The organism is Brevundimonas sp. FG8 (assembly GCF_057808845.1).
Genome location: NZ_JBMDIU010000008.1, coordinates 1 through 26,536, shown reverse-complemented (window position 1 = coordinate 26,536; position 26,536 = coordinate 1). Strand labels below are relative to the sequence as shown.

The following is a 26,536-nucleotide window of genomic DNA, read 5'->3' as shown; positions in this document are numbered from 1 at the left end:
ACGCTACTGGTCCTCGTCGAACTTGCGGTTCACCAGATCGGACAGGGCCTCTACAGCCTCGGCGGCGTCAGACCCCTCGGCCTCGATGTGAACATCACAGCCGTTGCCCGCACCCAGCATCAGCAGGCCCATGATCGACAGGGCGTTGACGGTGACACCGTCCCGGGTGACCCGGATTTCGCTCTCGAAGCTGGACGCAAGCTTGACGAATTTGGCCGAGGCGCGGGCGTGCAGTCCGCGCTGGTTGCAGATGCCGACGGTGGCGTTGACGGTGTCGGTCATTTCTCGCCCTGAAGGACCCAGCTGGCGACGGAGATGTATTTGCGCCCGGCGTCCTGGGCGTGAGCGACGCAGGATTCCAACGGCTCGCGACCGCGCACGCTGGCCAGCTTGATCAGCATCGGCAGGTTCAGACCCGCGATGACCTCGGCATGGGTCTCTTCCATGACCGAAATGGCCAGGTTGGACGGGGTGCCACCGAACATGTCGGTCAGCAGAATCACGCCCTCGCCGTCATCGACTGCGCGCGCGGCGTCGACGATGTCGCGACGACGGCGTTCCATGTCGTCTTCAGGGCCGATGCAGATGGCCGCGACCCCGCGCTGCGGGCCCACGACATGCTCCATCGCCGACAGGAATTCGGAGGCCAGACCCCCGTGGGTGACGATCACCAGCCCGATCATGAAGGCTTCACCAAGACTTACGCCCCCGCGTTCCGGCCGCTCCCTGAGCTGACCGCAAGCCGCGCGGAATAGCCCAAGTCCGCGCCGGGTTAAAGTCGGGCGATCGCCGCCGCGACCTTTTCGCCCGCCGACGCCTCTCGCGGATCGAGCCACAGGAGTGGAAGAACGACGCCGCAAATCGTCGCCGTTTCGTGTTCCGGCAGCCGTTCTACCGGTCCCGCGGCCAGATCCAGGACCAGAACCACCCGCGCGATATCAAGCGTCGGGATCGGCAGAATTCCCACACCCCGCACCTCGATCCGCCCCCGAATTCTGTCCGGCGGACAGGCGTAGAGCCCATCCCCCGAAGCGAAGAGGTGGGCGTAGTCATCGGCGACCAGACGCCAGCCCGCGCCGACCAGACGCAGGGCCAGATCGCTTTTTCCGACGCCGGACGCCCCCCGGAGCGCCACCGCGCGCCAGCCCTGCCCCGAAAACCATCGAGCGACCACGGTGGCGTGCAGAGGTGAACTCACGCGCGTCGCGCGGGCGGAGCGGCCACGGGCAAGGCGACCTCGAAGCGCGCACCGGCGGGACCGTCCTCACCCGGCCGATTCTCGGCCCGGACCGTGCCGCCGTGCGCCTCGACAATCTGGCGCACAATCGACAGACCCAGGCCCGAGTTGGCGCCGAAGGCCGTGCCGCGCGGGCGGGAGGTGTAGAAACGCTCGAACACCGTCTCCAGATTCTCGGGCGGAATACCGGGGCCGTCGTCCTCGATCAGGACACGGATCGGACGGGCGTCCAGATCATCGCGCTTCAGGATAAGCCGGACCTCGCCGTCAGGCGGGCTGAAAGATCGGGCGTTGTCGACCAGATTGCGGAAGACCTGCCCCAGGGGACCGTCCCGACCGACGATCAGCGCATCCTCCCCGGCTGGCGGGGTGAAGACCACGCGCGCCTCGCCCGGCTTCCGACCCGCCTCATAGACGCTGACGATGTCGGTCAGCAGGCTGGTCAGATTCACCATCCGCGGGCGATCCCGGTTCAACTCGGCATCCAGCCGCGAGGCGTTGGAGATGTCGGTGATCAGACGATCCAGACGCCGGACGTCCTGTTGCAGCAGTGCGGTCAGCTTCTCGCGCTGGGCCTCGGTCTTGACCAGCGGAAGGGTCTCCAGCGCCGACCGGATCGAGGTCAGGGGGTTCTTGATCTCGTGACTGACGTCCGCGGCGAAGGCTTCGATGGCGTCCATCCGCGCGGACAGGGTCTCGGTCATGGATTCCAGCGACCGCGCCAGATCGCCGATTTCATCCTTACGACCCTCCAGATCCGGCAGGGAAATGGCCCGCGCGCGTTGCAACCGCACTTCGTCGGCGGCGGCGGACAGGCGCATGACCGGCCGGGCCACGAACAGGTGCAGCAGCAGCGAACCGAGCAGGTTCACCGCCAGCGCCACAAGGGCGAAAGGCATCAGGGCCCGCCGCTGGGCGCCGACGGTCTCGTCGACATCCCCGGCCTCCAGCGTCAGCACGCCCAGCACCTGCTGCACATGGCGTACGGGCGTTGAGACGGAGACCACGCGATCTCCCGTCTCGGACAGGCGGACCTGCGCCTGCGTCTGCCCTTCCAGCGCGCCCTCGACCTCGGCCGCCAATGCGAGGCGGGCCTGCTCCTGCTTGCGGGTGGTCCCGGCGATGACCTTGGCGTCCGGCGTCGCCTCCGGCGTTCCGGCCGGGCGGGCCGGCGGCAGGGGACGCCCCGGGATCGCTTCCGTGACTTCATAGCTGTCTGCGACGGGGATGCCGTCGACGTCGAACAACCGCGCCCGCTGGCCTTCGGGGATGAAGTTGTCGCGCAGCCACCGACTGGCCTCGATGGAGTCGAGGTAGGGAACCGGCGATCCGCGCGTGACGCCGATCTGGGGCTCGCCCAGCACTCGCACCAGCATTTCGGCCTGGGCTTTCAACGTTTCCTGACGCGCCTCGATCAGCCCACGCTGCCACTCGTTCAGCGCCAGGGCGCCGACGAAAAGAATCAGCAGGCTGAGGAGGTTGAGCGCCAGAATGAGGCCGCCGAGCCGCGACCCGCCAAACCGCTTGGGTCGGCGGGAGCCGCTCGGGGACGCCACGTCGGGCTCAGCTCTCGCGGTAACGGTATCCGACGCCATACAGGGTCTCGATCGCGTCGAACTCGGGATCGACGACCCGGAACTTCTTGCGCATGCGCTTCACGTGGCTGTCGATGGTGCGGTCATCAACATAGACCTGATCGTCGTAAGCGGCGTCCATCAGGTTATCGCGGCTCTTCACGAAGCCGGGACGCTGGGCCAGCGCCTGCAGCAGCAGAAACTCGGTGACCGTCAGCTTCACCGGCTTGCCGTCCCATGTGCTCTCGTGGCGGGCCGGGTCCATGCTCAGCTTGCCGCGCTTGATGGCCTTGTTCGAGTTCTCGCCGGCCGGCTCAGGCTCGCCGCCGTCCACGCCCGTCCGGCGCAGCAAGGCCTTCACCCGTTCGATCAGCAGGCGCTGGCTGAACGGCTTGTGGATGTAGTCGTCCGCCCCGAGGTTGAAGCCGAGGATTTCGTCAATCTCCTCGTCCTTCGAGGTCAGCATGATGACCGGAATTTGCGAGGTCTGACGCAGGCGACGCAGCACCTCCATCCCGTCCATGCGCGGCATCTTCACATCGAGGATCGCGAGGTCGGGCGGCGACGTCTCGAGCGCTTCCAGGCCAGAGGCGCCGTCGTGATAGGCGGTGATCTTGTGGCCGTGGCTCTCGAGCGCCAGCGAAACCGACGCCACGATGTTCTCGTCGTCGTCCACCAGGGTAATATTGGCCAAGTCGGCTCTCCTTGCAGTCCGGTCTTCCGCGCCTTCAACGCACGGCAAGCGTAACCGTTCTATGTCATCGCGGTTAGATTACGGCGCAAAAGATGGGCCGGTCCGTACAAATCCGCAATGAAACCCGCCCTTAAAGTCTCCGGGGGCAAGATCCGGGCGAATTACGCGAGCGCTCGATGGCCGGCCCGATCCACTACGAAGTCTATATCCGGAGGACCGCGCCGTCGCCGTGGGCCCTCGAGATCGCGACCGAGCACCGCGCCCACGCCATCGACACGGCGGAGGACCTGCTGCGTGACGGCTACGCGGCCGCCGTCCGGGTGACCAAGGAAACGCTGGACCCCGACACCATGGAGTTCAACAGCGTCACCCTGATGACCAAGGGTGTTCCCGAGGTGCAGACCCGGCGCACCACGACAGACGATGACGCCGGCCCGCGCTGCGCCACGCCCTATGACCTCTATGCGCCCATGGCCCGTGAACAGATCGGGCGCGTGCTGGAGGACTGGCTGCAAAGGCAAGGCGTGACCGCCTTCGAACTGCTGCACCGCCCGGACATGGCGGAGCGGCTGGATGCGTCCGGCGTCGAATTGCAACACGCGATCCAGAAGGTCGCCGTCCCCGAGGCGCAGGCGGACGGGAAGCCGGTTCACGATCTGGTCCGGCACTATCAACGGCTGTCGGACGTCGCCATCGAGCGCCTGGTGACGGCGGGGCGCAAGACCCGCTTCCCCAGCCTCGAGCATCACTCGCTGGCGGACCTCGCCCACCGGCTGGAAGGCCAGAACGACCGCGCCTTCATCATGGGCGGGGTGATCGCCGCAGCCCTGACCGGGCTGAAGGACGGCCGCGCGCGATTGGCCAGGCTCATGGACCTCGCCGACCAGGCGCCGAGCGACGGCCAGCCCCGGGCGATGGTGCTGGTGCCGATCGAACAGATTCTCTGCGAAATGCTGGGGTCGCGGGGCGGCCTGACCGACATTCTGGGTCCGTCGCTGGATCAGGGAGCCGCCATGGCGGCGGTCGTCCGGATGGTGGCGCCGCGCGAGGTCGAACTGCTGATCCGCCAGGACCCCCGCATGGCGTTGCAGATTCCTGCAGTCGAAGGTCCGGCTGCGCGGCTGGGCGAGCGTATCCAGAGCGCGGAACTGCCCCTGTTGTCCGCCGCCCTGGCGCGGATGGTCCTGCGCGAACTGATGAGCCCCCGTCGCCTGCGCCCCAGCGATGCGGCGGGCGAGATCGACATTCTGCGCACCCTCGCCACAGGCCTGACGGCGACGGCGGGCCGGCTGCTGACCCTGGAAGAGGTGCAGAACGCCTTCAATGAGCGCTCCAAGGCGCTGGTCACCGCCGATTTCGTCGGCGCCTTCATGAGGACCTGCAGCACAGCCCTTTGCGAGGCCGAGGCCCTGACCCGGCTGTGCGAGAACGTGACCGGGGTCGCCAACAAGCGCGCCGCCGCGCGGTGGCTGTCCGCCTCCGTCGGTTCCCTGCGCTTTGAAACCGAGATGCGCCAGTCCAACGGCCAGACCGTGGCCCAGAAGCTGGGCGTACTGGCGAACCTGCAACGGGCCGCGCGACTTTGTGGTCTGTCGGACAAAGACGAGGGGGACGTCACCGTCGCCATCGGCTTGGTCGGCGGCGTGATCGAAGCCGAAGCCCGTATCGTCAGCCAGCTGGCCCGCTCGCCGGCCCCGCCACCGCAGAAGCTGTCGGTCCTGCTGCGAATGGCGGCGGGCGAAACCGCTCCGCTCGGTCCGGCGGCGGATCGGGCCAAGGCCGAGGCGATCAAGCTGTTCCGCGCGCCGGAGGCCCGCGCCGCGCTCGCGGCCGCGCCCGAAACGCTGGCGCCGCTGAAGACACTGATGAAGGCGGCCGGGCTGGCCGCCTGAGCATCACTTCAAGCCGAAGCGGCCTCAGTCGAAGATGTCGAAGATACTGTCACGCTTCTTCTTTTTGTACCGGTACTCGTCGTCCCGACGGTAGCGGTCGTCGCGATAGCCGGGCTGACCGCCCCATGGCTGCTGGGCCTGTTGCGGCGGGTACTGGGGCTGAGGCGCCGGAGCAGGCGCGACCTGCGGGGCGGAGGCGCGGCCTTCGGCGGTGGCGGACTCCATCAGTTTTTCAAGCTCGCCGCGGTCCAGCCAGACGCCCCGGCAGGTCGGGCACATGTCGAATTGGACGCCGCCGCGCTCCAGCGTCTGCATCGCGGCGTTGTCATTGGGGCACATCAGAAGCGGCATGCAGGTCTCCTCGCGTTTCCATCAACAGCTACGTGCCGGGCGCCGTTGCGGTAACCCCCGCGCGGCGATCCGCCGCGTGCTTGCGGGGCCCGGCGACACTCCCCACAGTCAGGCCATGACCGACCTCCCCAAATCAACCGCCGAGGCCATGGGCCGCATGCCCGGCATCGAACTGTTGCAAGCCGTTCTCGACGGTCGCATACCGCCCGCGACCATCGGGGAAACCATGTCCTTCGCGCTGACTGAGGTCAGCGAAGGTATCGCGATCTTTGAAGGACACACCGGGCCGCACATCCTGAACCCGCAGGGCATGGTGCACGGCGGCTGGGCCCTGACGCTGATCGACAGCGCCACCGGCTGCGCGGCCCACTCCACCCTGCCTGCGGGCGTGGGCTATACCTCGATCTCGACCCAGACCAACTTCACCCGACCGATCACGGTCCAGACCGGCAAGGTCGTCTGCGAGGGCCGGGTCATCAACGTCGGACGTCAGATCATTACCGCCGAGGCGACGATCAAGGACAGCGAAGGTCGTCTTCTGGCTCACGGCCAGTCGACTCTGATGGTCCTTCAGCCCCGGCCTTAATCTTCCGGCGGAGGCGCCGGCATCAGGTCACCGAACGGAGCGGCGTCCTCCAGCGCCCGCAAGAAGGACGGCCGCGCCATCAACCGCGCGTGCCAGGCTCTGATCCGTGGCCTGTCGCCGAACGGAACCAGCCGTCGCGCATAGGTCATCAGGGGCGCCGCCGCGCAGTCGGCCAGGGTGAAGCTCTCGCCCGCGCCCCAGGTGCGGCCATCGGCCAGCCTGGTCTCCAGCATGTCCCAGGCGGTCTCAAGCTCCTTCGCGTCCTGCGCCATCGCCGTCTCGTTCGGCCCGCCCGCCCGGCCCAGACGATTGAACACGATCCGGTTCATGTTGCCGCCGACGTAGGTGTCCAGGACCCGGTCGATGAAGCGCGCCTCGAGCGCCGCTTCGGGGTCATCCGGGATCAACCGCCCTGCGCCCGCCAGCCGGTCGAGATACTCGATCACGATGCTGGACTCGATCACCGTCCGGCCCGCCGCCGTGTCGATCAGGGTCGGCATCTTGGCGAAAGGGGAGACGGCGAGGAAACCGTCCATGACCTCCGGCGAGCCGTCGACCAGCTTCAGTTCGAACGGAAGGCCCAGCTCATACAGGGCGACGGCCGTCTTCTGGCCGTAGCCGGAATAAGGGTGAGACCACAGGATCAGGGACATCAGGCGACGCCCTCCAGAAATCGGGCGAGGTTTTCCAGCATCTGCGCACACCCCTCCTCGCGAAGCGGGATGTGGGCGGCTCCGTCCTCTCCGAAATAGGCGCCTTGCTCGGTGTAGGTCAGCAGCACGCCCGCGCCGTCCGCAACCAGTTCGATGGTCGCCTGCGAGGCCGAAGACCTCGTCCGTTCACCGCCGACCTCCGTGCCCATGACGTAGCTGAGGATGATCCGACGGTTCTCCACGATGTCCAGAAAGAGGGTGTCGTTGAAGCCATCAACATTCTCGGGTCCTCCGAAACGATAGCGACCGCCACCCCTCCCGCCCACGCGGAAGTCATGCCGCCACTCATGAACCGTCGCGCCCGGCGCCTCGACAAACCAGCGGCGGAAGGAGATCGGATCGGCCCAGGCACGGAACACCCGCTCAGCGGCGGCGTCATAGCGGCGCTTCAGGACGAAAGTTCCATGGGCGACACTCGGGGTTTCAGCGGTCATCACAAGTCCTCCTCGGGTTTGGTCTCGTCCAGAAAGACGCCCAGCCGGTCGAGGCTGCGCTCGACGGACTGGCGCCGGGCGTTCAGCCAGCGTTCGGCGGCGGTCAGCGCATCGGGCTCGACCCGGCAGGTGCGGACACGTCCGACCTTTTCGGAGCGAACGAGCCCCGCCGCCTCAAGGATTTTCAGATGCTGCATCACGGCCGACAACGACATCGGAAGGGGATCGGCCAAGGCGCTGACCGACACCGGCCCCGCCGACAGCCGCTCGACCATCCGCCTGCGGGTCGGATCCGACAGAGCCTGGAAGGCGAGATCAAGCGGTTCCTGATACTGAAGCATGGACTTAAGTATCCCCCCGAAGCGGCGATGGCAAGCGTCTCCCGCCATCAGTGCAACGCCCCGTTAATCGACGCAGCGCAGGCTTCAGACCCGATCGTGTTGGGAGAAGCGCGATGTCGACCATGCAGACCGGCAGCTATCGTCGGCAAAGAGACCATTTCGAGCCGCAGGACATCGATCCGCAGGAACAGCGCCGCCTGCGCGGCCTGCTGGAGCAGATCGACTACTCGGCCTTCATCGCCAACCGCGAAGTGCTGGGCCAGATGGTCCCCGCGCTGGACCCCGCGACCTTCCAGAGACTGGCGGTCATGACCGCCACCGCCCGGGGCAAGTGGGTGTCAGAGGGACTGCGCCAGTCCGAATCCGGAGCCCCGGCCACGGCGGACCAAGTGGCGCGCCTGACCGCGGCGCGGATCGCCTATGAAGAACTGGCCGAGGTCTATGAAGGTCTGCGCCGGATGGTGGAACGCGGCTACATCACCCTGCGCTGAGGCCCAGCCGGATCAGTCGAGTCTCTGTGGGCGCGTCGTGATCGGCGCGTCCGGATCGCTCGACGGCCGCTCGGCGGCGGTCGGAGGCGGACTGGCCGGCGCCTGCTCGATAGGCGGAGCGGTCACCACCACAGCAGGCGGCGCGGGCGTCGGCTCAACCGGAACGGGCGTCGGACGCATCGGCGTCGGTGCAGGCGTGGTCACGGCTGGCGCGGCCGCGCGAGAGGCGGGAGCCGGAGCGACAGTCGGCGCGACGGGGGCGGGCGTCACAGGCGAAGGCGTTTCAGCTGCAGACGTCGGTTGCTCAACGGTCTGCGCCACAGCCGGAGCATCCGGAACCGCCGACGCCTCGACCGGACTTTCGGCAGGCGCATTGATGACAGGAGCCCCAGCCGGAGCGGCGGCCTCCGGCGACCGCCCAAGGAGCCACCAACCGGCGGCGGCGACGGCAAGGATCGCGATAGCTGCGCCTGCAAACAGCGGCGCGCGTCCACCCGGTCGCGCTCGCGAAAGCGCCTTGGGCTCGTGCCGTGGCGCGGCGGCATCCGGCACAGCCGCGACGACAGGCTCCGCGGCCGAAGCCGTGTGAACGGGGGGAGGCGTCTCAACTACCGGCTCCGGAAGCGGCTCGGGCTCCGGCAGCGGCCTGACCGTCAGGTCCGGCTCGGCCGGAACCAGCGGCGCATCCGGCACGACGAAGCGCGGCGCATCGGGATCGACCGGCGTCGCGGGCGCCGGCCGGGCCTGGGGAGCGGCCCCTTGCGGCGCAGCGCGCGGGATCAGGGAGCCGCTCAGAATGGCCGAGGGGCGGTGCGGGGCGACCGGTTGGGCGGCGGGGGGCGTCACAACTGGTCGCGGCGCCGACGCCGGCGGCTGCGCGAGGGATACGCCGCCGGACGGAAGCGGCCCTGCACGGAAAACCGTCTCGGGCGGACGACCCCAGGTCACGGCGCGCCGGTAGGGCTCGGGCCGGGCCTGTCCGTTGATCGGGGCACCGTTCGCTTCGGGGGTCTTGTTGTCCGTCATACCGCCTCCCGCGCCGTGGCCGACGCGCCTTCAAACGCTTACGCGCGCAGAAAGTGGCGGCCGATCTGGCCGGTTTCGTGACCGGTCAGTTCTTCAGGCGATAGCCGGTGCGGAACATCCAGAAGACCACGCCCAGACAAACGAAGAAGAAGCCCAGCGTCGCGCCCAGACTGACAGCCAGCGAAACATCGCCCACGCCGAAGAAGGCCCAGCGGAAACCCGAGATCAGATAGACAACCGGATTGAACAGGCTGACCAGCCGCCAGCCGTCCGGCAGCCAGATGGTCGGATAGAAGGCGCCGCCGAGGAAGGTCAGGGGCGTCACGATCAGCATCGGGATGAAGTTCAGCTGCTCGAAGCTCTGGGCCCAGATACCGATGATGAAACCGAACAGGCTGAAAGTCGCCGAGATCAGGATCAGGAAGGCCAGCATCGCCACCGGGTGCAGGATCTGCAAAGGTACGAAGAAGGCCGCCGTCGCCAGAATGACCAGCCCCAGAATGAAGGATTTGGTCGCCGCCGCCCCGACATAGCCGAGCACGGTCTCGAACGGCGAAACCGGCGCCGAAAGCAGCTCGTAGATCGTGCCCGTGAACTTCGGGAAGTAGATGCCGAATGACCCGTTGAAGATCGAGTTGGTGAACAGGCTCAGCATGATCAGGCCCGGAACGATGAACGCCCCGTACGGCACGCCGAAGACCTGTTCGATCCGGCCGCCAATGGCTGTGCCGAAGACCACGAAATAGAGTGCTGTCGTCACCACCGGCGTGATGATCGACTGCCAGAAGGTGCGCAGGGCGCGCGCCATCTCGAAACGATAGATGGCCCAGACGCCATAACCGTTGAACGCCATCACGCCGCCTCCGCCTTTGACTGGTGCACAAGACCCACGAAGATGTCCTCAAGCGAGCTCTGGCGGGTGGACAGGTCCTTGAAGCCGACCCCGATCGCCTCAAGCCGCCGCAGCAGGCCCGGCACGCCGGTGTCCTCGGCATTGGCGTCGAAGACGTATTCCAGCTCCGCGCCGTCATTCTTCAGCTCGACCTTCCAGTCAGCCAGTTCGGCGGGCAGCGTCGTCACCGGCTCCTGCAGTTGCAGGGTCAGGGCCTTCTTGCCCAGCTTCTTCATCAGGGCGGTCTTTTCCTCCACGAGGATCAGTTGCCCCTTCAGGATCACCCCCACGCGATCAGCCATCTCCTCGGCTTCCTCGATGTAGTGGGTGGTCAGGATGATCGTCACGCCGCGCTCGCGCAGCTTGCGAACCATGGCCCACATGTCCTTGCGCAGCTCAACATCCACGCCGGCGGTCGGCTCATCGAGGAACAGGATATCGGGTTCGTGGCTCAGGGCCTTGGCGATCATGACCCGGCGCTTCATGCCGCCGGACAGGGTCATGATCTTGGCGTCCTTCTTGTCCCAGAGACTGAGGTCGCGAAGGATCTGTTCGATGTAGGCCGGGTTCGGCGCCTTGCCGAACAGGCCGCGGCTGAAGGTCACCGTCGCCCGCACGGTCTCGAAGGCATCGGTGGTCAGTTCCTGGGGCACCAGTCCGATGACCGTCCGGGCCTTCCGGTAGTCCTTGCGGATGTCGTGACCGTCGGCCAGCACCCGGCCGGTCGAGCCGTTGACGATCCCGCAGATGATCGAGATCAGCGTGGTCTTGCCCGCGCCGTTCGGCCCCAGCAGGGCGAAGATCTCACCCTTGCCGATGGTCAGATCGACCGGTTTGAGCGCTTGCACGCCCGACTTATAGGTCTTTGTCAGACCTTCAATAACGATGGCCGGCTGCATACGCCCTCTCCCGTGGGCGCCGCAGATATGCGCGACGGCGCCGCCCCACAAGTCCAATCCGGGAACAGCGGCGTATCAGCGGTGTTGAAATCGCGCGGAGACCATCATGACCTTGCGTTCACTTGCCGTCACCCTGCTGCTGACCACCGGCCTCTCGGCCTGTGTGACCGCCCCCTCTCCCTCGGAATATCGGGCGCCCCAGCCGCTCAAACCCGTCGATGCCGAACGCCTTTGGTCCGGTCGGTGGATCGAGGTCGCGCGGCTGCCCGACCGTCTGACCGACGGCTGTGTCGCAGGCGCGTCGAACTATGTGCTCGTATCGCCGACCCGGGTGGACGTCCGTGACACCTGCGAGCAGGGCCAACCGGGCGGTCGCGAGAAAGCCCTCGGCGGACGCGGTGAGATCCTCGATCCCGGCACCAACACCAAGCTTCGGGTCCGTTACCTCGGCGGATTTGTGACCTGGGATTACTGGGTGCTGGACCATGACGACGCCTACAGCTGGTTCATCTCGGCTGATCCGACCTTCGAACGGCTGTTCATTTTCACCCGCGAGGTTCCGACCCAGGCGCAGATCGAACAGCTGACTGGCCGCGCCCGCGCGCTGGGCTATGATGTCAGCCGTCTGGAGTTTCCCGCCCTGCCCCCCAGGTGAAAGAGACCGCATGCGCATAGCCGCCCTCGCTGCCGTCGCCGTATTGACCCTTGTCGGGTGCAGCACGGAATCGAAGCTCGATCCCTCCGTTGGCTTCGGCCCGAACCCTACGCTGCCGGCGCCCCGCACGACCCTGCTGCCGACGGTCAACATCGCCGAGGCGACCCGTTGGCCCGAGGGGCGCATGCCCGTTCCCGCCGCAGGCTTCCGCGTGCAGGCCTTCGCAGTCGGGCTGGACCATCCCCGCTGGCTATACCGGCTGCCCAACGGCGACATTCTGGTCGCCGAAAGCAACGCCCCGCCCAAGCCCGAGGGACTGGATGACGGCGCTGGCGGCGGCTTCCGGGCGTGGGCGCAGGGCCTGATAATGCGCCGTGCAGGCGCCCGCGCCGCCAGCGCCGACCGCATCACCCTGCTGCGTGACGCGGATGGCGACGGGGTGGCGGAGACCCGGACCGCCTTCCTCGAAAACCTGATGTCGCCCTTCGGCATGACTCTGGTCGGGGACACCCTCTACGTCGCCAACGCCGACGCCGTCGTCGCCTTCCCCTATCGGGCCGGCGAGACGCGGATCGCCGCCCCCCCGCGCAAGATCGCGGACCTGCCCGCCGGACGTAATCACCACTGGACCAAGAGCCTTGTCGCAAGCGCCGACGGCTCGCGGCTGTATGTCGGCGTCGGGTCCAATTCGAACATCGGCGAGAACGGCATGGACGAGGAGGTCGAGCGCGCGGCCATTCTCGAAATCAATCCCGCCACCGGCGCGCGTCGCATCTATGCGTCGGGCCTGCGCAATCCGGTCGGCATGGCCTGGCAGCCGGACAGCGGCAAGCTGTGGGTGGCGGTCAACGAGCGGGATGAACTGGGGAACGATCTGGTCCCCGACTACATGACTTCGGTCACGCCCGGCGCCTTCTACGGCTGGCCGTACAGCTATTACGGCCAGACGGTCGACGAGCGGGTGAAGCCGCAGGATCCCGCCCTCGTCGCCCGCGCCGTCCGGCCGGACTACGCGCTGGGCGCCCACACCGCTTCGCTGGGCCTGACCTTCGGCGAAGGAAGTCTGTTCCCCGCCCGGTATCGTGGCGGCGCCTTTGTCGGGCAGCATGGATCGTGGAACCGCATCCCGCGCAACGGCTACAAGGTGATCTTCGTGCCCTTCGCGAACGGTGCGCCGAACGGCCCGCCGCAGGACGTCCTCACCGGCTTCCTGAACGAGGACGGTCAGGCAATGGGCCGTCCGGTTGGGGTTCAGTTCGACGCCCTTGGCGGCCTGCTGGTCGCCGATGACGTCGGCAATGTCATCTGGCGGGTCTCTCCCGCGGCCTGATCCGGCAAAAAGCCCCGGCGGATCGCCGGGGCTTTTCTCGTTGTGCCGGATCAGTTCAGCGGTTCAACGGTGATCACCGGGGGCGGCGGCGTCGGGACCGTGACCGGAGCCGGGTTGGTCTGGGCCGGCGCTGTGTTCAGGGTCGTGGTCGATGGCGACGACTGGACCGGGACGCTGGGAGCGGGCGCGGGAGCCGGAGTGGCCGCCTCAGCCCGCGGCGCGGCGCGGCGAGCCGGCGCTTCACGGCGAGCCGGGGCCGGCGCCGCTTCGCGCTCGACCGGAGCCGGCGCGGCTTCGATAGGCGCCGTGGGCGTCATCGCCTCGGCCGTCGGAGCGGTCATCGGCATCGGCGCCTGTGACACCACCGGAGCGGTGGCCGCCGGCTCGGCCAGCGGAGGTGTCGCGTCGCCACTGTTCATCGTCATCGTCGCAGCGGCCGCGCCGCCGATCACCAGCAAACCCACCGGCGCGAGGATCATCCAGGTCCGGACGCCCTTTTTGCGCGTCCGGCTTGAACGGGTTCGAGCATAAACGGGAACGAAGGTCTCGTCACGCAGGGCTTCGTTGCGGTCGTCGGTATAGGTCACAGACATCTCTGGTCCTCCTTTAGCGTGGGGTCCAAACCTCACCAGGAAGATCGCGGTTCCGCGAGGAGGCGGAATGTCCCGAAGAAACACTGTTCCCGCCACAGTTGGGGCAGCGACTCATCCCGTCCGCGCCGCAAAGCTCCGCAATAAAGGCGATGAAGTGACCCTACGTCACCGCCGCATCGGCGCCACGCCCGGCGGCAATCGGCGCGCAAACCGTTCGCAAACCATCAAAAACGCCTCGGCGATTCCCCCACCGGTTGACCCGGGAGGCCCGCTTGTTCATCACCGGAGGGGGCTTCTGACGAGTGGACGTGACTATGGGTCTGGTAGCGAACATCCGGCGCGACATGCGGTTCGTGAAGGGCCTGCGACTCCTGCTCGGACGCATCAAGCCGATCACCATGGACAGCCCCGATCTCGTCTGTGACGACTGGGAAGAGGCCGTCGACAAGTTCGCCGATCACATCGCGATCCAGGATGACCGTCGCAGCATCAGCTACCGCGAGCTCGACGCCATGGCGAATCGCTTCGGGCACTGGGCCGTCAGCCGTCGCCTCAAGCGCGGAGACACTGTCGCCCTGGTGATGCAGAACCGGGCTGAGTACATCGCCGCCTGGATGGGCTTCGCCAAGGTCGGGGTCGGCACGGCGCTGATCAACACCAACCTGACGGGCCACGCCCTCGCCCACTGCCTGACCATCTCCAATGCGTCGCAGGTGGTCACGGACGAGGATTGCTGGCGCAAGGTCGAGGACGCCCGTTCTCTGGTTGATCGCAATCTGATGCTCTGGGTTCTGGGTCTGGCCGACGAGGATGAGGCGGATGAACGTCGCGGCCTCGACAAGCCGGTGCGCGGCGGATCGTCGGTCCGGCCAGCGCGTTCGATCCGCTCGGGCCTGACCAACCGTGACACCGCCCTGTACATCTTCACCTCGGGCACCACCGGCCTGCCCAAGGCGGCCAAGATCACCCATGCCCGCGCCCGCACCTACATGCGGGCCTTCGCCGGCGCCACGGCGGGCACGGACAAGGATGTGACCTTCAACGTCCTGCCGCTTTACCACTCGACCGGCGGCCTGGTCGGCATCGGCCCGGCGCTGCTGAACGGAGGCAAGCTGGTGCTGCGCAAGCGCTTCTCCGCCTCCAGCTTCTGGCCGGACGTGAAGGCCTCGGGTGCGACCCTGTTTGTCTATATCGGCGAGCTGTGCCGCTATCTGGTGAACTGCCCGGAAGCGCCGGACGAGCGGAGCCACAAGCTGCGCCTCGCCTTCGGCAACGGGCTTCGTCCCGACGTCTGGGAAGACTTCCAGAAGCGGTTCGCCGTCCCGAACATCATGGAATTCTACGGCTCGACCGAGGGCAACGTCTCGCTGTTCAATTTCGACGGCAAGGCGGGGGCCATCGGTCGCATCCCGGGCTTCCTCAAGAAACAGATCAACTGCAAGCTGGTCCGCTTCGATATCGACACCGAGCTGCCGGTGCGGGGCGCTGACGGCCTGTGCCAGCTGGCCAAACCGGGCGAGGTCGGGGAAGCCATCGGCATGATCGGCGACGACACCCGCCACGCATTCTCCGGCTATGCCGACAAGGCCGCATCCGAGAAGAAGATCCTGCGCGACGTCTTCGTGCGAGGCGACCGCTGGTTCCGCACCGGCGATCTGATGAAGCAGGACTCGGACGGCTACATCTATTTCATCGACCGGATCGGCGACACCTATCGCTGGAAGGGCGAGAACGTCTCGACCGCCGAGGTCGAGCAACGCCTCGCCGATGCGCCGGGCGTCAAGGAGGTCATCGCCTACGGCGTTCCCGTCCCGGGTCAGGAAGGCAAGGCGGGCATGGTCGCGCTGGTGATCGACGGCCGCTTCTCGGCAAAAACCTTCGCCGAATGGGTCGATCAGGAACTGCCCTCCTACGCCCGGCCCGCGTTTGTCCGCATTATCAAGGAGGCCGAGACCACCGGCACCTTCAAGTATCGCAAGGTCGATCTGGTCGCCGACGGCTTCGACCCGGAAAAGGTCGACGGCGCCCTGTACGTTCGCGGCGGCAAGAGCGGCTACACGAAACTGACCGAGGCGGCCCGCGCAGGGATCCTGAGCGGCGAAACCCGCCTCTGATCCCGGCTTCGCACAATTGCGGAGCCTTTCGGCAATCGCCGGTTAATCATTAACGTCGAAGATCAGGGCCTCTCGCGCGTTGGGGCTCCCCGTCTTCCATGTTCCAGATTATCGGCATTGTGCTGCTGTTCGCCCTGGTGTTCGGCAGCTACGCTATCTCGGGCGGCAAGTTCGAGGTGATCCTGCACGCCGCGCCTCACGAGCTGATGGCCATCGGCGGCGCCGGCATTGCGGCCTTCCTGATTTCCAACAGCGTGCCGGTCCTGAAGTCCTCGCTGGGCGGTCTGGGCAAGGCGTTCGCCGGCCCCAAGTGGAAGAAGCAGGACTACAAGGACCTGCTGTCCCTTCTGTTCCAGCTGACCAAGACGATGAAGTCCAAGGGCGTCATCGCCCTTGAAAGCCATATCGAGAAGCCTTCCGAAAGCACGATTTTCCAGAAGTACCCCAAGGTGCTGAAGGATCACTTCGCCACGGACTTCATCTGCGACACCCTGCGGATGATGACCATGAACCTGGAAGATCCTCACCAGATCGAGGACGCCATGGAGAAGCAGCTCGAGAAGCATCACCACGAGGCGCTGGGGGCGCCGAGCGCGCTTCAGAACCTCGCCGACGCCCTGCCCGCGCTGGGCATCGTCGCGGCCGTGCTGGGCGTCATCAAGACCATGGGCTCGATCACCGAGCCGCCGGAAGTTCTGGGCGGCATGATCGGCGGCGCGCTGGTCGGCACCTTCATGGGCGTGTTCCTGGCCTATGGTCTGGTCGGCCCGATCGCGGCGCGGCTGAAGTCGATCGTCGATGAGGAAGGCGCCTACTACAAGATCATCCAGTCGGTGCTGGTCGCCCACCTGCACGGCAATGCGGCCCAGATTTCGGTCGAGATCGGCCGGGGCGATATTCCCTCGCCGGCCCAGCCGTCCTTCGCCGAAATGGAAGAGACCCTGTCGGCCGCGCCGACCGAGTAGACCGCCCGGCGCTCCGGACATGGGGGGCTTTTAACTTGCGCTCCCGTCGGACCTCCCTTTAGCTCGAGGCTGCAACAGGCCTCGCCCAGACCCGTTTTCGAAGGATCGACCCATGCGTATCGTCGCCCTGATCGCCGCTTCCGCCGCCGTCCTGACGCTCGCCGCCTGCGGCGCCGCGGAGACCGAGGCCCCCGAACACTCCAGCGACGCCCAGGCCGCCTCGGACGCCTCGCTCGAAGCCGCGACCGTCTCGGACGAACAGGCCGCGGCCGACGCCCGCCTCGCCGCCGACCAGGCCGCCACGACGGTGACCGCCCAGCAGGAAGGCGCCGCCGCGCCCGCCCCGGCCGCCGAGGCCGCTCCCGCCGACACCCACGCGCCGGCCCAGGCTCACGGCGAAGACGCCGGTCACTGATCCTCGCCGCATCGTTTCGCCCCTCGCCCTCGCGGTGTAGGTGGGGGCGATGACTGACGACCGTTCGCCCCGACTGCTGTGGACCGACGACGGCGCGCCGCGATCCGGCCGCTTCGACGATGTCTATTTCTCGCGCGAGGACGGGCTGGCGGAGACGCGCGCGGTCTTTCTGGCCGGATGTGACCTGCCCGTCGCCTGGCGCGACCGGCGCGGGTTCACCGTGGCCGAGTTGGGGTTTGGGACCGGGCTGAACATCGCCGCCCTTCTGGACCTCTGGCGGCGTGAACGCCCCCCCGGTGGAAAGCTGCATATCTTCTCGGTCGAAGGCTTCCCCCTGTCCCGTGAGCAAGCCGCCCGGGCGCTGGGAAACTGGCCGGAAATCCGCGACGCCGTCGACGCCCTGCTCGCCGCATGGCCCGCCCCCACGCCCGGCCTGCACCGGATGGACCTGCCCGACTTCGACGCGACGCTCGATCTGGCCATCGGCGAAGTGAAGGACGCCATAGGCGACTGGTCGGGGCAGGCGGACGCCTGGTTCCTCGACGGCTTCGCACCCTCCACAAATCCCGGCATGTGGTCAGACGATGTGCTGGATCTGATCACCGCCCGATCCGCGCCCGGCGCGCGGGTGGCCACCTTCACCGTCGCGGGCGCGGTCAGACGGGGTCTCGGCGAACGCGGCTTCACGGTCGACAAGCGACCCGGCCATGGCCGCAAGCGGGAAAGGCTCGAGGCGCGTCTCGGCGGATACGTCATTGAACCGAAGCCTCCCGTGGTCGCCATCGTCGGGGCCGGGATCGCCGGGGCCTCGGTCGCCCGAGCCGTCAGCGCCCTCGGTCTACGCCCCACGATTATCGAAGCCGGCCGCCCCGGCGCCGGGGCGTCAGGCTTTGACGCCTCACTGGTGACACCCCGTCTCGACGCCGGGGACCGCGGAATCGCCGCCCTGTACGCCGCCGCACTCGAGCGGGCCGGCTCTCTCTACAGCGCGACACCGGACGCAGTGCTGGCTCGCGGCGTTCTCCAGCTCGAACAGGCCTCGCGCGTTGCGGGCCGACACCTCAAGGTCGCGGCGCAGGATTTGTGGCCCGCTGACGCCATGACCGTGCGGGATGCGGAGGCCTGCGCCAGACAAGCCAGGGAGCCGATCTCGACTGGTGGACTGGAGATGCGCGACGCCATGGTCGTCAGGCCGTCCGCGGTGCTGGACAACTGGCTGGCCGGCGTCGAGCGGCGCACCGCAACGGTCACAGGCTTCGAACGCATCGGGAGCCGCTGGCGTCTGACCGACGCCTCCGGCGCGACCATCCTCGACGCCGACGTCGTGGTGCTGACCGGGGGCTGGGGCAATGCGGCGCTTCGGCCGCAACTGCCTCTGTCCCCTGTCGCTGGACAGGCGGATGTCGCGGACAGCGTCATCTCCGCTCCCCTCGCCTGGGGCGGCTATGCAGCCCCGACAGGGACAGGCCTGCTGTTCGGCGCCACCCACGACCGTGGCGTAACCGATCCTTCACCGTCAGCCGAGGCCTCGGCCCGCAATCTGGCCGCCCTCGCCGCCCGCCTGCCGGAACTGGCGGGGCGGGTTGAGGCCTCCGGCCCCACGCGCGCCCGCACAGCCGTGCGCGCAACAACACCGGATCGCCTGCCGGTCGCCGGGGAACTGGAACCCAGCCTCCATGTCCTTGGCGGACTGGGCTCACGCGGCTTTTGCGTCGCCCCACTGTTGGCCGAGCACGTCGTGGCGCAGGCGCTCCAGGCGCCGTCGCCGCTGGCGCGCGATCTGGCGGAACGGGTCGCGCCGTCGCGATTCTCCCGCGCGGAGGGCTTGTGAAACCGGGCGGGACGGCAGACGCTATGTCTCGACGGGGGTCAAGGAGGGAGCTTCCTATGCGTACAACTGTTCTGACCTGCGTCGGCGTCACCATCGCCTTCCTCGCCGCCTGCGCCCCGACCACCGGCACCGAAACCGCCGGAACCCCGACCCGCGCCCGCGAATGCTTCAGCGTTCAGCAGGTGACCAATTTCCGCCAGGGCCGATCGGATCAGGTCTTCCTTCGCGTCGGCCGCAGCGATGTCTATGAGATCAACGCCGCGGGCGGCTGTCGCGATCTGGACTTCGCAAACCGAATGGCCATCCTGCCGGACATCGGCGGTATCGGGGGTTCGCGTCTCTGCACCGAGGACTGGGCCCGGCTCGTTGTGCCCGGTTCGACCTCTCCGACCGAGGTTTGCCGGGTTCGCATCACGCGCAAGCTGACGGCTGAAGAGATCGCGGCCCTGCCCTCCGCCCACGCCCCCTGAGGCCGGCCCGGGCGCGACGGGTCGGCGAAGTTGCATATCGACGGCGCCGTTCCGACATGGGGACATCAAACCTTGACCGGAGCCGCTCATGGACGACCTCGCCGCCTTCCCGATCACCCGGCGTTGGCCCGCCGCGCATCCTGACCGGCTGCAGCTTTATTCGCTGAACACGCCCAACGGCGTGAAGATCTCCATCATGCTGGAGGAGATCGGCCTGCCGTATGAGCCGCATCTGGTCGACATCACGAAGAACGAGACCTGGGGGCCCGAATTCCTTTCGCTGAACCCCAACGGCAAGATCCCGGCGATCATTGACCCTGATGGTCCGGACGGGAAGCCGATGGCCCTGTTCGAGTCCGGCGCGATCCTCGTCTATCTGGCCGAGAAGACCGGCAAGCTGATCCCGACGGATGCCACGGGCCGATATGAAACCCTGCAATGGGTGATGTTCCAGATGGCCGCCATCGGCCCGATGTTCGGACAGGTCGGTTTCTTCCACAAATTCGCGGGCAAGGCCTACGAGGACAAACGTCCGCTGGAACGCTACGTCGGGGAGGCGACCCGGCTGCTGAAGGTGCTGGACGACCGGCTTGAAGGCCGCGACTGGATCATGAGCGACTATTCCATCGCCGATGTCGCCACCCTAGGCTGGATCCGCAATCTGGTCGGCTTCTATGAAGCCGGCGAACTGGTGAAGTTCGACGAGCTGAAAAACGTCCCGGCGTGGCTGGAACGCGGTCTGGCCCGCCCTGCGGTGCAGCGGGGCCTGAACATCCCCGCGAAGGGCTGACTTCAGAAATCGAGCAAGAAAGAAGGGGCGGCCCGCATGGACCGCCCCTTTTCAGTTCCGGATGAACGTGCGGACCCGCGGCGTCGGGGGGGAGGACAGGGAGCCGCGGGCCCGCTCCGGTCGCAGGCTTACGCCGCGTCGACCAGAACCAGTTCGGCGTCGGTCAGGGCCGTCACCGTGATCGTTTCAACCTCTGCGATGGCCACCCCGTCGCGGGCTTTCGCCTTGACGCCGTTGACCTCGATCTCGCCGACCGCCGGAACCATGTAGCCGCGACGGGTCGCGCCCAGGGGATATTCCGCGGTTTCACCGGCCTTCAGGGTCGCGGCGACCACACGGCCTTCCGTGCGGATCGGCAGGGCGTCGCCGTCGCCTTCGAAGCCGGAGGCGAGGACCACGAACTGACCGGCGCGGTCACCCTTGGGGAAGGGGCGCGAGCCCCACGACGGCTTCTCGCCGCGACGGGTCGGCTCGATCCAGATCTGGAAGATCCGGGTCAGTTCCGGCTCGGCGTTGTACTCGGCGTGACGGATACCCGTGCCGGCGCTCATCACCTGCACGTCGCCCGCTTCGGTGCGCCCCTTGTTGCCGAGGCTGTCCTCGTGGGTGATCGCGCCTTCGCGGACGTAGGTGATGATCTCCATGTCCGAGTGCGGGTGGGGCGGGAAACCCGTGCCGGCGGCGATCTCGTCGTCATTCCAGACGCGCAGTCCGCCCCAGCTCATCCGCTTGGGATCATAATAGTTGGCGAAGGAGAAGTGGTGCTTCGCATTGAGCCAGCCGTGGTTTGCGCCACCCAGGCTTTCGAACGGTCGCAGCTCGATCATGGTCTTGTCTCCGCGCCCCCGCCATCGGGGGCCGCTATTGCTTGACGCCAAGATAGTGATCGGCTTCGGATCAGAAATAGAAACCCCTGAAACACATCGTTTCGCGGAGCGTGCATGTCGAAACTGCCGGATCTTGAAGCCCTAGCCATTTTTTCCAAGGTCGCGGAGACCCAGTCCTTCTCGCGGGCGGCGGAGGCTCTGGCCCTGTCCAAGGCGACGGTGTCGAAGGCGGTCACCCGGCTGGAGCTTCGACTCGGCGCCACCCTGCTGCACCGGACCTCGCGCCGGTTCTCGCTGACAGACGCCGGACGGACCTTGGCCGCGCGCGCTTCCCACATGCTGTCCGAGGCCGAAGCAGCGGAGGGCGAAATGCTGGATCAGGCGATCCAGCCCCGTGGTCTGGTGCGCCTCGCCGCCCCCATGTCTTTCGGCATGGCCTATGTCGCCCCCGCCCTTCCCGAGTTTCTGGCCACCCATCCCGACGTTTCGGTGGACCTGCATCTGTCGGACGAAGTGACCGATCTGGTCGGCGGCGGCTTCGACTGCGCCTTGCGGATCGCCGCCCTGCCGGACTCCTCCCTCACAGCGCGCAAACTGCGCCCGATCCGACGCCATCTGGTTGCGGCGCCCGACTATCTGGACCAACGCGGATGGCCCGAACATCCGTCCGACCTCGTCCGCCATTCCTGCCTTGGATACGCCTACCTGCCCAACGCCGAGCTCTGGCGGTTCGTGAACGGCAAGGGCGATGAGGTCACGGTCCGTCCGCTGGGACCAATGCGGGCCAACAACGCCGATGCCCTGACGGCGGCCCTTTGCGCGGGGCTGGGCGTCGCGCCACAGCCGGACTTCATCTACTGGCGCGACCTTGCCGCCGGAAAGCTGGTCACCGTCATGACCGACTGGACCCTGCCGCCCATCGACCTGCATCTGGTGGCGCCCGGCGGTGGACCGCGCCCCGCGCGAGTCACCGCCCTGATGACCTATTTGACCGCCCGCTTTTCGGCCCCGCTGTGGCCGGGAGACACGGTCGGCCGTGACTGAGCCGACCGTTCATCACGAATGATACCGGTAACATCTTCCACTCAGCATCAATCCGTGTCTTCATACGCCCAACTCTGGTTTTGACGCCTCCCGATCACACCAGCCGATCCTGACCCAGTCCTCGCGTCCGCGTTCGCCGTGCCTTCCACGACGATGATCCCGTATGACCGCGCGGCCGAACCGTCGCGCCCGAGCCTGAGGCCGACCATGACCAAGACCATCATGCTGATCCACGGCGCATGGCTGAACTCGGCCAGCTGGGCGGGGTTCAAGGCTCGCTATGAGGCCAAGGGCTATACGGTTGTCACCCCCGACTGGCCCCACGATGACCGGACGCCGGCCGAGCTCCGTGACTTCCCTGAAAAGGCTCTTGCCAAGGTCGGCCAGACCGATCTGTTCGACCACTATGAGCGGCTGATCCGCGCCCTGCCCGCGGCGCCGATCCTGATCGGCCATTCGCTGGGCGGCGTCTGCGTTCAGCACCTGCTGGATCGGGGTCTGGGCGTCGCCGGGGTTGCGATCAATCCCGCCCCGACACCGGGCGTACCGTTGGGCGGCCACGCCATCGTCTCGGCCCTGCCGGTCTTCCTGGACCTGTTCAGCTGGAAGAAGGTGAAGACGATGTCGCGCAAATTCTTCGCCGAGCGCTTCGCCCAGACCGCGCCGCGCGACAAGGTCACCGAGCTGTATGACGCCTACATCGTTCCCACGCCGGGCAAGGTCTACTGGGACGGCGTCACCGGCGCTTCGGGCAAGATCAGCTGGAAGAACCCGAACCGTGCGCCCCTGCTCCTGATCGCCGGCGCGATCGACCTGATCGCCGACGCCTCCATGGTCCGCGGCATCTACAAGCAGCAGAGCAAGGCCCCCAGCCGGACCGACTTCAAACAGTTCGACGGCCGCTCGCACTGGACCTGCATGGACGCAGGCTGGGAGACGGTCGCCGACTACGCCCTGGACTGGGCGGTCGAGCATCAGATCGCGCGCTGAACCGGGTCATTTCCGGAAAGCTTGAGTTTCAATCGTTTCCGTTTTCGCGCCGGCGATCCCGGGCGATGATCCTCTCGTCAAACACACACAACCGGCCCCGCCGGACCCTCAGGAGAGACTGCAATGGCCTTCATCACCGCGAACGACGGCGCCCAGATTTTCTACAAGGACTGGGGCAAGGGCCAGCCGGTCCTGTTCAGTCACGGCTGGCCGCTGAGCGGTGACGCCTGGGACGTGCAGATGCAGTTCCTCGGCTCGAACGGCTATCGCGTTATCGCCCATGACCGCCGCAGCCATGGCCGCTCGGACCAGACCTGGGACGGCAACCACATGGACCAGTACGCCGACGACCTGCACGCCCTGATCGAGACGCTGGACCTGAAGGATCTCGTGCTGGTCGGCCACTCGACCGGGGGCGGCGAGATCACCCACTACGTGGGTCGTCACGGCTCCAGCCGTGTCGCCAGGATCGTGCTGATCGGCGCCGTGCCCCCGCTGATGCTGAAGACCGAAGCCAACCCCGGCGGCCTGCCGATCGAGGTGTTCGACGGCATCCGTCAGGGGACCTATGCGGACCGCAGCCAGTTCTTCAAGGACCTGACCATTCCGTTCTACGGGTACAACCGGCCGGGCGCGAAGATTTCGGAGGGCGTCCGTGAGAGCTTCTGGCTGCAGGGCATGATGGGCGGCATCAAGGGGCAGCTGGACTGCATCCGCGAGTTCTCGGAAGTGGATTACACCCCGGACCTTGAGAAGTTCGACAAGCCGACCCTGATCATCCACGGCGACGACGACCAGATCGTCCCCATCGACGCCGCCGCGCGCAAGTCGCACGAGATCGTCAAGGGCTCGATCCTGAAGGTCTATGAGGGCGGCTCGCACGGCCTCGCCACCGTCGAACAGGATCGCCTGAACGCCGACCTGCTGGAGTTCATCCGCAGCTGATCCCCCCGTCGAAGGGAGTCCGTCATGGCCGACGCGGGAAAGGCAGCTGACAGAACGGTTGTTCTGATCCACGGCCTCTGGGTCACGACGGACTCCTGGGCGGACTTCCGAAAGCCGTGGGAGGACGGCGGCTGGACCGTGCTGACGCCCACCTGGGATGTATTGAAGGGGCGTTCAGCGGTATCGCTGAACGCCTCTGCGCCTGCGGAATTGGGGGGTCTGACGGTCGGCCGGATCGTCGATGAATTGCAGGCTGTGATCGAGGCCTTGCCGTCACCGCCCTTGCTGGTCGGCCATTCCTTCGGCGGCCTGTTCGCACAGATGCTGCTTGATCGAGGCGTCGGCCGGGCCGGGATCGCGATCAATCCGGCCCCGATCGGCGGGATCATTCCCGGCTGGTGGACGCTGACCGCCGCCCTGCCTCCGATCCTGCGCTGGAACGGGTGGAACCGTCCCTATGCGATGAGCCGCTCTCGCTGGGCTGCCCGCTTCGCCAACGCCGCGCCGGTCGGCCTGCAGAACAGTTCCTACGACACCTATGTGATCCCGACGCCGGGGCGAGTCTTCTATCAGGCCGCGTTCTGGGCCGGGACGCGGATTGATCCACGCAGACGGACCCGGCCCCTGCTGATCACCTCCGGTGACCGGGACCGGCTGGTGACTCCCTATCTGTCGCGCGCGGCGTGGCGCATTCAGTCCCGATCCGCCGCCCGAACGGACTTTCACCGCTTCCCCGGCCGATCCCACCTGCTGCTGGCCGAACCTGGCCGGGAAGAGGTCGCCGATGTCTGCCTGCGCTGGGCGCAAACACTGGATGAGACGAAGCCCTGAGCCCTGACCGCACCATGGATGGCGAAGAACTCGCCGGGACTCCGGATGATCGGCTGGATGAGGCGCTGGAGGAGAGTTTCCGCGCCAGCGATCCCGGGGAGGGCTATCGTCCCGAATTCGATCCTTGGGCGTCGCCCGCCTGTGGCGTCTCGCTGACGCAGAGCGCACCGGCCTCACGTGAAATGCCGGGGCCTTCCGGCGACCACCGCAGGCCGCTGAGCTGTCCGGCCTGGAAGCAGGCCTTGCCGGACCGCTGGCTGAAACCGGTCATGGCCCGGACCAGAGGCTCCTTCCCCGGTCGCTGTTCGACGATCAGAGCCAGCCGGTAAGGACGAATCCACGGCGACCCCATTTCCACCCGCGCGACGAAATCCATCGGCGTGATCGGACCGGCCAGCGTCACCGCCTCCCTGTAGCGCCCGAGAAACAGCGAGGTGCAGTTCGGTCGATCACACAGGGGCTGGGGGTCGGTCTCGGACACCGTGGTGGCGACCACCAGACTGAGTTGATCCGGCGCGGGTTCCGGCAAGGCGGCCGGCGGAGAATAGGCCGGAACGCTGATGGTCTGGAGGACCAGAAACGCCAGAAACCCTTTCATTGACGCCTCCCGCATCGTTGCCCGGCGCAGCCTCTCACAGGACCCGTCTTGGGGCCAGAGCGAACAGTGTTGGGCGCGCGGAAGGCCGACGCACACCGTCCGCCGCGCTTCGGAGGCCGTCTGGCGCCAGGACGCTCACACCCAGCGCAGCCCGCGGCAACCGCGCCACCCCGGCAGCGGGCCCGAACCGCGGCTTTGGCGCCACACTCTTCCGGTCAGCCACACAAGCTTCGAGGGCCGATGCAACCGCTCGCGGGCTTCGTCTTTTAACCCTCCGCTCGTGGGACCTCCTTCCTGCGAGAAGGAGAAAACATGAAAAAGCAATTGATGGCGGGAGCCGCCCTCCTCGCACTGTTCGGCGCCACCCCGGCGCTCGCCGATCCGGACGGCGTCTACGTCGCGGGCGACATCGGCTACCACTGGCCGCAAAGCAACGACTGGGAAGCCTGCAGCGGCGTCGTCTGCGCCCCGGTCGAGGTCAAGGCCGGTGACAACTGGGCCGGTTTTGGTCGTCTGGGCTATCGCCTGAACGCCAACTGGCGGATTGAAGCCGAGGCCGGTTATCGCGAGAGCGACGAGCTCGAGTTCGACGGGCTGACCGTGTCGGACGTCGACGCCAGCGCCACCTCCCTGATGGCGAATGTGCTGTATGACTTCGGCAACCGTGATGCCGCGTTCCGTCCGTTCGTCGGCGCTGGCGTGGGCGCCGCCAAGGTCGAGATCGAGGATGTCGATGACACCGCCTTCGGCTGGCAACTGCTGGCCGGCGCTGCTTGGCGGATGACCGAACGCGCCAGCCTCGATCTGACGTATCGCTACCTGAACGTCGCCGATCTGGAGATGTCGGATGGCGTCGACAGCTTCTCGGGCGATTTCGAGGACCACTCGGTGACCCTCGGCCTGCGCTATTCGTTCGGCGCCGTCGCGGCTCCGCCGCCGCCGGTCGTGGCCCCGCCGCCTCCGCCTCCGCCGCCCCCGCCTCCTCCGCCCCCGCCGCCTCCGCCGGTG

General features: G+C 67.2%; 31 protein-coding genes. 16 read left to right on the top strand and 15 right to left on the bottom strand.

Features of this window, described 5'->3' with window-relative positions:
* Positions 1-3: 3 nt before the first annotated feature.
* From ACODRV_RS13225 to chvI, 5 genes are all read right to left on the bottom strand, one after another.
* Complete coding sequence (locus tag ACODRV_RS13225) at positions 4-282, bottom strand: HPr family phosphocarrier protein (RefSeq protein ID WP_141625549.1); 279 nt, start codon at positions 280-282, stop codon at positions 4-6.
* Entirely contained in the window at positions 279-683 is a 405-nt protein-coding gene (locus ACODRV_RS13220; protein WP_141625548.1) for a PTS sugar transporter subunit IIA, read from the bottom strand. Before ACODRV_RS13220 ends, ACODRV_RS13225 begins: the two co-directional genes overlap by 4 nt.
* 89 nt (positions 684-772) lie before the next feature.
* The gene (locus tag ACODRV_RS13215) at positions 773-1,198 is read right to left on the bottom strand and encodes an HPr kinase/phosphorylase (protein ID WP_488908625.1); all 426 of its coding nucleotides are present in this window, start codon (positions 1,196-1,198) and stop codon (positions 773-775) included.
* Positions 1,195-2,832 carry a two-component sensor histidine kinase ChvG gene (chvG, locus tag ACODRV_RS13210; RefSeq protein WP_488908624.1) on the bottom strand — a complete coding sequence of 546 codons (1,638 nt, stop codon included), beginning with the start codon at positions 2,830-2,832 and terminating at the stop codon, positions 1,195-1,197. The genes ACODRV_RS13215 and chvG overlap by 4 nt, the downstream gene beginning before the upstream one ends.
* Positions 2,801-3,505, bottom strand: a complete 705-nt coding sequence (gene chvI, locus ACODRV_RS13205; RefSeq protein WP_141625545.1) for a two-component response regulator ChvI — start codon at positions 3,503-3,505, stop codon at positions 2,801-2,803. Before chvI ends, chvG begins: the two co-directional genes overlap by 32 nt.
* A gap of 176 nt (positions 3,506-3,681) precedes the next feature.
* Between chvI and ACODRV_RS13200 the strand changes: the two genes are divergently transcribed.
* Entirely contained in the window at positions 3,682-5,397 is a 1,716-nt protein-coding gene (locus ACODRV_RS13200; protein WP_488908623.1) for a hypothetical protein, read from the top strand.
* A 24-nt stretch (positions 5,398-5,421) separates the two neighbouring features.
* Here the strand turns inward: ACODRV_RS13200 and ACODRV_RS13195 are convergent, their stop codons facing one another.
* On the bottom strand, positions 5,422-5,748 hold the full coding sequence (locus ACODRV_RS13195) for a TFIIB-type zinc ribbon-containing protein (protein ID WP_141625543.1): 327 nt from the start codon (positions 5,746-5,748) through the stop codon (positions 5,422-5,424).
* A gap of 115 nt (positions 5,749-5,863) precedes the next feature.
* On the opposite strand from ACODRV_RS13195, the gene ACODRV_RS13190 reads away from it, so the two are divergent.
* A complete protein-coding gene (locus ACODRV_RS13190; protein ID WP_141625542.1) occupies positions 5,864-6,334 on the top strand; it encodes a PaaI family thioesterase in 471 nt (156 codons plus the stop codon).
* Here the strand turns inward: ACODRV_RS13190 and ACODRV_RS13185 are convergent.
* Genes ACODRV_RS13185 through ACODRV_RS13175 form a run of 3 tightly spaced genes read right to left on the bottom strand, consistent with a single transcriptional unit; the run spans position 6,331 to position 7,822 of the window.
* Positions 6,331-6,987 (bottom strand): glutathione S-transferase family protein, encoded by a 657-nt coding sequence (locus tag ACODRV_RS13185; protein WP_488908622.1) that lies wholly within the window; start codon positions 6,985-6,987, stop codon positions 6,331-6,333. The two genes, ACODRV_RS13190 and ACODRV_RS13185, sit on opposite strands and share 4 nt — an antisense overlap.
* Positions 6,987-7,481 (bottom strand): SRPBCC domain-containing protein, encoded by a 495-nt coding sequence (locus ACODRV_RS13180; protein WP_488908621.1) that lies wholly within the window; start codon positions 7,479-7,481, stop codon positions 6,987-6,989. Before ACODRV_RS13180 ends, ACODRV_RS13185 begins: the two co-directional genes overlap by 1 nt.
* On the bottom strand, positions 7,481-7,822 hold the full coding sequence (locus ACODRV_RS13175) for an ArsR/SmtB family transcription factor (protein ID WP_488908620.1): 342 nt from the start codon (positions 7,820-7,822) through the stop codon (positions 7,481-7,483). Before ACODRV_RS13175 ends, ACODRV_RS13180 begins: the two co-directional genes overlap by 1 nt.
* Before the next feature lie 113 nt (positions 7,823-7,935).
* On the opposite strand from ACODRV_RS13175, the gene ACODRV_RS13170 reads away from it, so the two are divergent.
* A complete protein-coding gene (locus ACODRV_RS13170; protein WP_141625538.1) occupies positions 7,936-8,313 on the top strand; it encodes a hypothetical protein in 378 nt (125 codons plus the stop codon).
* 12 nt (positions 8,314-8,325) lie between these two features.
* Here the strand turns inward: ACODRV_RS13170 and ACODRV_RS13165 are convergent, their stop codons facing one another.
* The 3 genes from ACODRV_RS13165 to ACODRV_RS13155 form a co-directional block, all read right to left on the bottom strand.
* Positions 8,326-9,339, bottom strand: a complete 1,014-nt coding sequence (locus ACODRV_RS13165) for a hypothetical protein (protein ID WP_141625537.1) — start codon at positions 9,337-9,339, stop codon at positions 8,326-8,328.
* Positions 9,340-9,424: 85 nt separating this feature from the next.
* Entirely contained in the window at positions 9,425-10,192 is a 768-nt protein-coding gene (locus ACODRV_RS13160; RefSeq protein ID WP_141625536.1) for an ABC transporter permease, read from the bottom strand.
* A complete protein-coding gene (locus ACODRV_RS13155) occupies positions 10,192-11,130 on the bottom strand; it encodes an ABC transporter ATP-binding protein (RefSeq protein WP_488908619.1) in 939 nt (312 codons plus the stop codon). The genes ACODRV_RS13160 and ACODRV_RS13155 overlap by 1 nt, the downstream gene beginning before the upstream one ends.
* Before the next feature lie 106 nt (positions 11,131-11,236).
* Here ACODRV_RS13155 and ACODRV_RS13150 point away from each other — a divergent pair, with 106 nt between their 5' ends.
* Both ACODRV_RS13150 and ACODRV_RS13145 read left to right on the top strand, forming a co-directional pair.
* Complete coding sequence (locus ACODRV_RS13150) at positions 11,237-11,785, top strand: lipocalin family protein (RefSeq protein WP_141625534.1); 549 nt, start codon at positions 11,237-11,239, stop codon at positions 11,783-11,785.
* Between the two features lie 10 nt (positions 11,786-11,795).
* Entirely contained in the window at positions 11,796-13,115 is a 1,320-nt protein-coding gene (locus ACODRV_RS13145; protein ID WP_488908618.1) for a PQQ-dependent sugar dehydrogenase, read from the top strand.
* 50 nt (positions 13,116-13,165) lie between these two features.
* Here the strand turns inward: ACODRV_RS13145 and ACODRV_RS13140 are convergent, their stop codons facing one another.
* On the bottom strand, positions 13,166-13,708 hold the full coding sequence (locus tag ACODRV_RS13140) for a hypothetical protein (protein ID WP_488908617.1): 543 nt from the start codon (positions 13,706-13,708) through the stop codon (positions 13,166-13,168).
* Between the two features lie 314 nt (positions 13,709-14,022).
* Between ACODRV_RS13140 and ACODRV_RS13135 the strand changes: the two genes are divergently transcribed.
* The 6 genes from ACODRV_RS13135 to ACODRV_RS13110 all read left to right on the top strand — a co-directional run bounded on the left by ACODRV_RS13135 (position 14,023) and on the right by ACODRV_RS13110 (position 20,293).
* A complete protein-coding gene (locus ACODRV_RS13135; protein ID WP_488908616.1) occupies positions 14,023-15,822 on the top strand; it encodes a long-chain-acyl-CoA synthetase in 1,800 nt (599 codons plus the stop codon).
* 98 nt (positions 15,823-15,920) lie between these two features.
* Entirely contained in the window at positions 15,921-16,787 is an 867-nt protein-coding gene (gene motA / locus ACODRV_RS13130; RefSeq protein WP_141625530.1) for a flagellar motor stator protein MotA, read from the top strand.
* Positions 16,788-16,899: 112 nt separating this feature from the next.
* Positions 16,900-17,202 carry a hypothetical protein gene (locus tag ACODRV_RS13125; protein ID WP_168196757.1) on the top strand — a complete coding sequence of 101 codons (303 nt, stop codon included), beginning with the start codon at positions 16,900-16,902 and terminating at the stop codon, positions 17,200-17,202.
* A gap of 49 nt (positions 17,203-17,251) precedes the next feature.
* Positions 17,252-19,033 carry a tRNA (5-methylaminomethyl-2-thiouridine)(34)-methyltransferase MnmC2 gene (gene mnmC2, locus ACODRV_RS13120; protein WP_488908615.1) on the top strand — a complete coding sequence of 594 codons (1,782 nt, stop codon included), beginning with the start codon at positions 17,252-17,254 and terminating at the stop codon, positions 19,031-19,033.
* Positions 19,034-19,089: 56 nt separating this feature from the next.
* Positions 19,090-19,503: a DUF6491 family protein gene (locus ACODRV_RS13115; RefSeq protein WP_488908614.1), complete on the top strand. Its 414-nt coding sequence runs from the start codon at positions 19,090-19,092 to the stop codon at positions 19,501-19,503.
* A gap of 88 nt (positions 19,504-19,591) precedes the next feature.
* Positions 19,592-20,293, top strand: a complete 702-nt coding sequence (locus ACODRV_RS13110; protein ID WP_488908613.1) for a glutathione S-transferase N-terminal domain-containing protein — start codon at positions 19,592-19,594, stop codon at positions 20,291-20,293.
* Positions 20,294-20,421: 128 nt separating this feature from the next.
* Here the strand turns inward: ACODRV_RS13110 and ACODRV_RS13105 are convergent, their stop codons facing one another.
* Positions 20,422-21,120, bottom strand: a complete 699-nt coding sequence (locus ACODRV_RS13105; RefSeq protein ID WP_141625526.1) for a pirin family protein — start codon at positions 21,118-21,120, stop codon at positions 20,422-20,424.
* 114 nt (positions 21,121-21,234) lie between these two features.
* Here ACODRV_RS13105 and ACODRV_RS13100 point away from each other — a divergent pair, with 114 nt between their 5' ends.
* The 4 genes from ACODRV_RS13100 (at position 21,235) to ACODRV_RS13085 (ending at position 24,930) form a co-directional block, all read left to right on the top strand.
* Positions 21,235-22,164, top strand: a complete 930-nt coding sequence (locus ACODRV_RS13100; RefSeq protein ID WP_141625525.1) for a LysR family transcriptional regulator — start codon at positions 21,235-21,237, stop codon at positions 22,162-22,164.
* Between the two features lie 207 nt (positions 22,165-22,371).
* Positions 22,372-23,154: an alpha/beta hydrolase gene (locus ACODRV_RS13095; protein ID WP_488908612.1), complete on the top strand. Its 783-nt coding sequence runs from the start codon at positions 22,372-22,374 to the stop codon at positions 23,152-23,154.
* A gap of 123 nt (positions 23,155-23,277) precedes the next feature.
* Positions 23,278-24,099, top strand: a complete 822-nt coding sequence (locus tag ACODRV_RS13090; RefSeq protein ID WP_488908611.1) for an alpha/beta fold hydrolase — start codon at positions 23,278-23,280, stop codon at positions 24,097-24,099.
* 24 nt (positions 24,100-24,123) lie between these two features.
* Complete coding sequence (locus tag ACODRV_RS13085; protein WP_488908610.1) at positions 24,124-24,930, top strand: alpha/beta hydrolase; 807 nt, start codon at positions 24,124-24,126, stop codon at positions 24,928-24,930.
* Between the two features lie 103 nt (positions 24,931-25,033).
* Here the strand turns inward: ACODRV_RS13085 and ACODRV_RS13080 are convergent, their stop codons facing one another.
* Positions 25,034-25,528, bottom strand: a complete 495-nt coding sequence (locus ACODRV_RS13080) for a hypothetical protein (protein ID WP_141625521.1) — start codon at positions 25,526-25,528, stop codon at positions 25,034-25,036.
* Positions 25,529-25,840: 312 nt separating this feature from the next.
* Here ACODRV_RS13080 and ACODRV_RS13075 point away from each other — a divergent pair.
* On the top strand, positions 25,841-26,536 hold a 696-nt coding region (locus ACODRV_RS13075; protein ID WP_488908609.1), incomplete at its 3' end, for an outer membrane protein.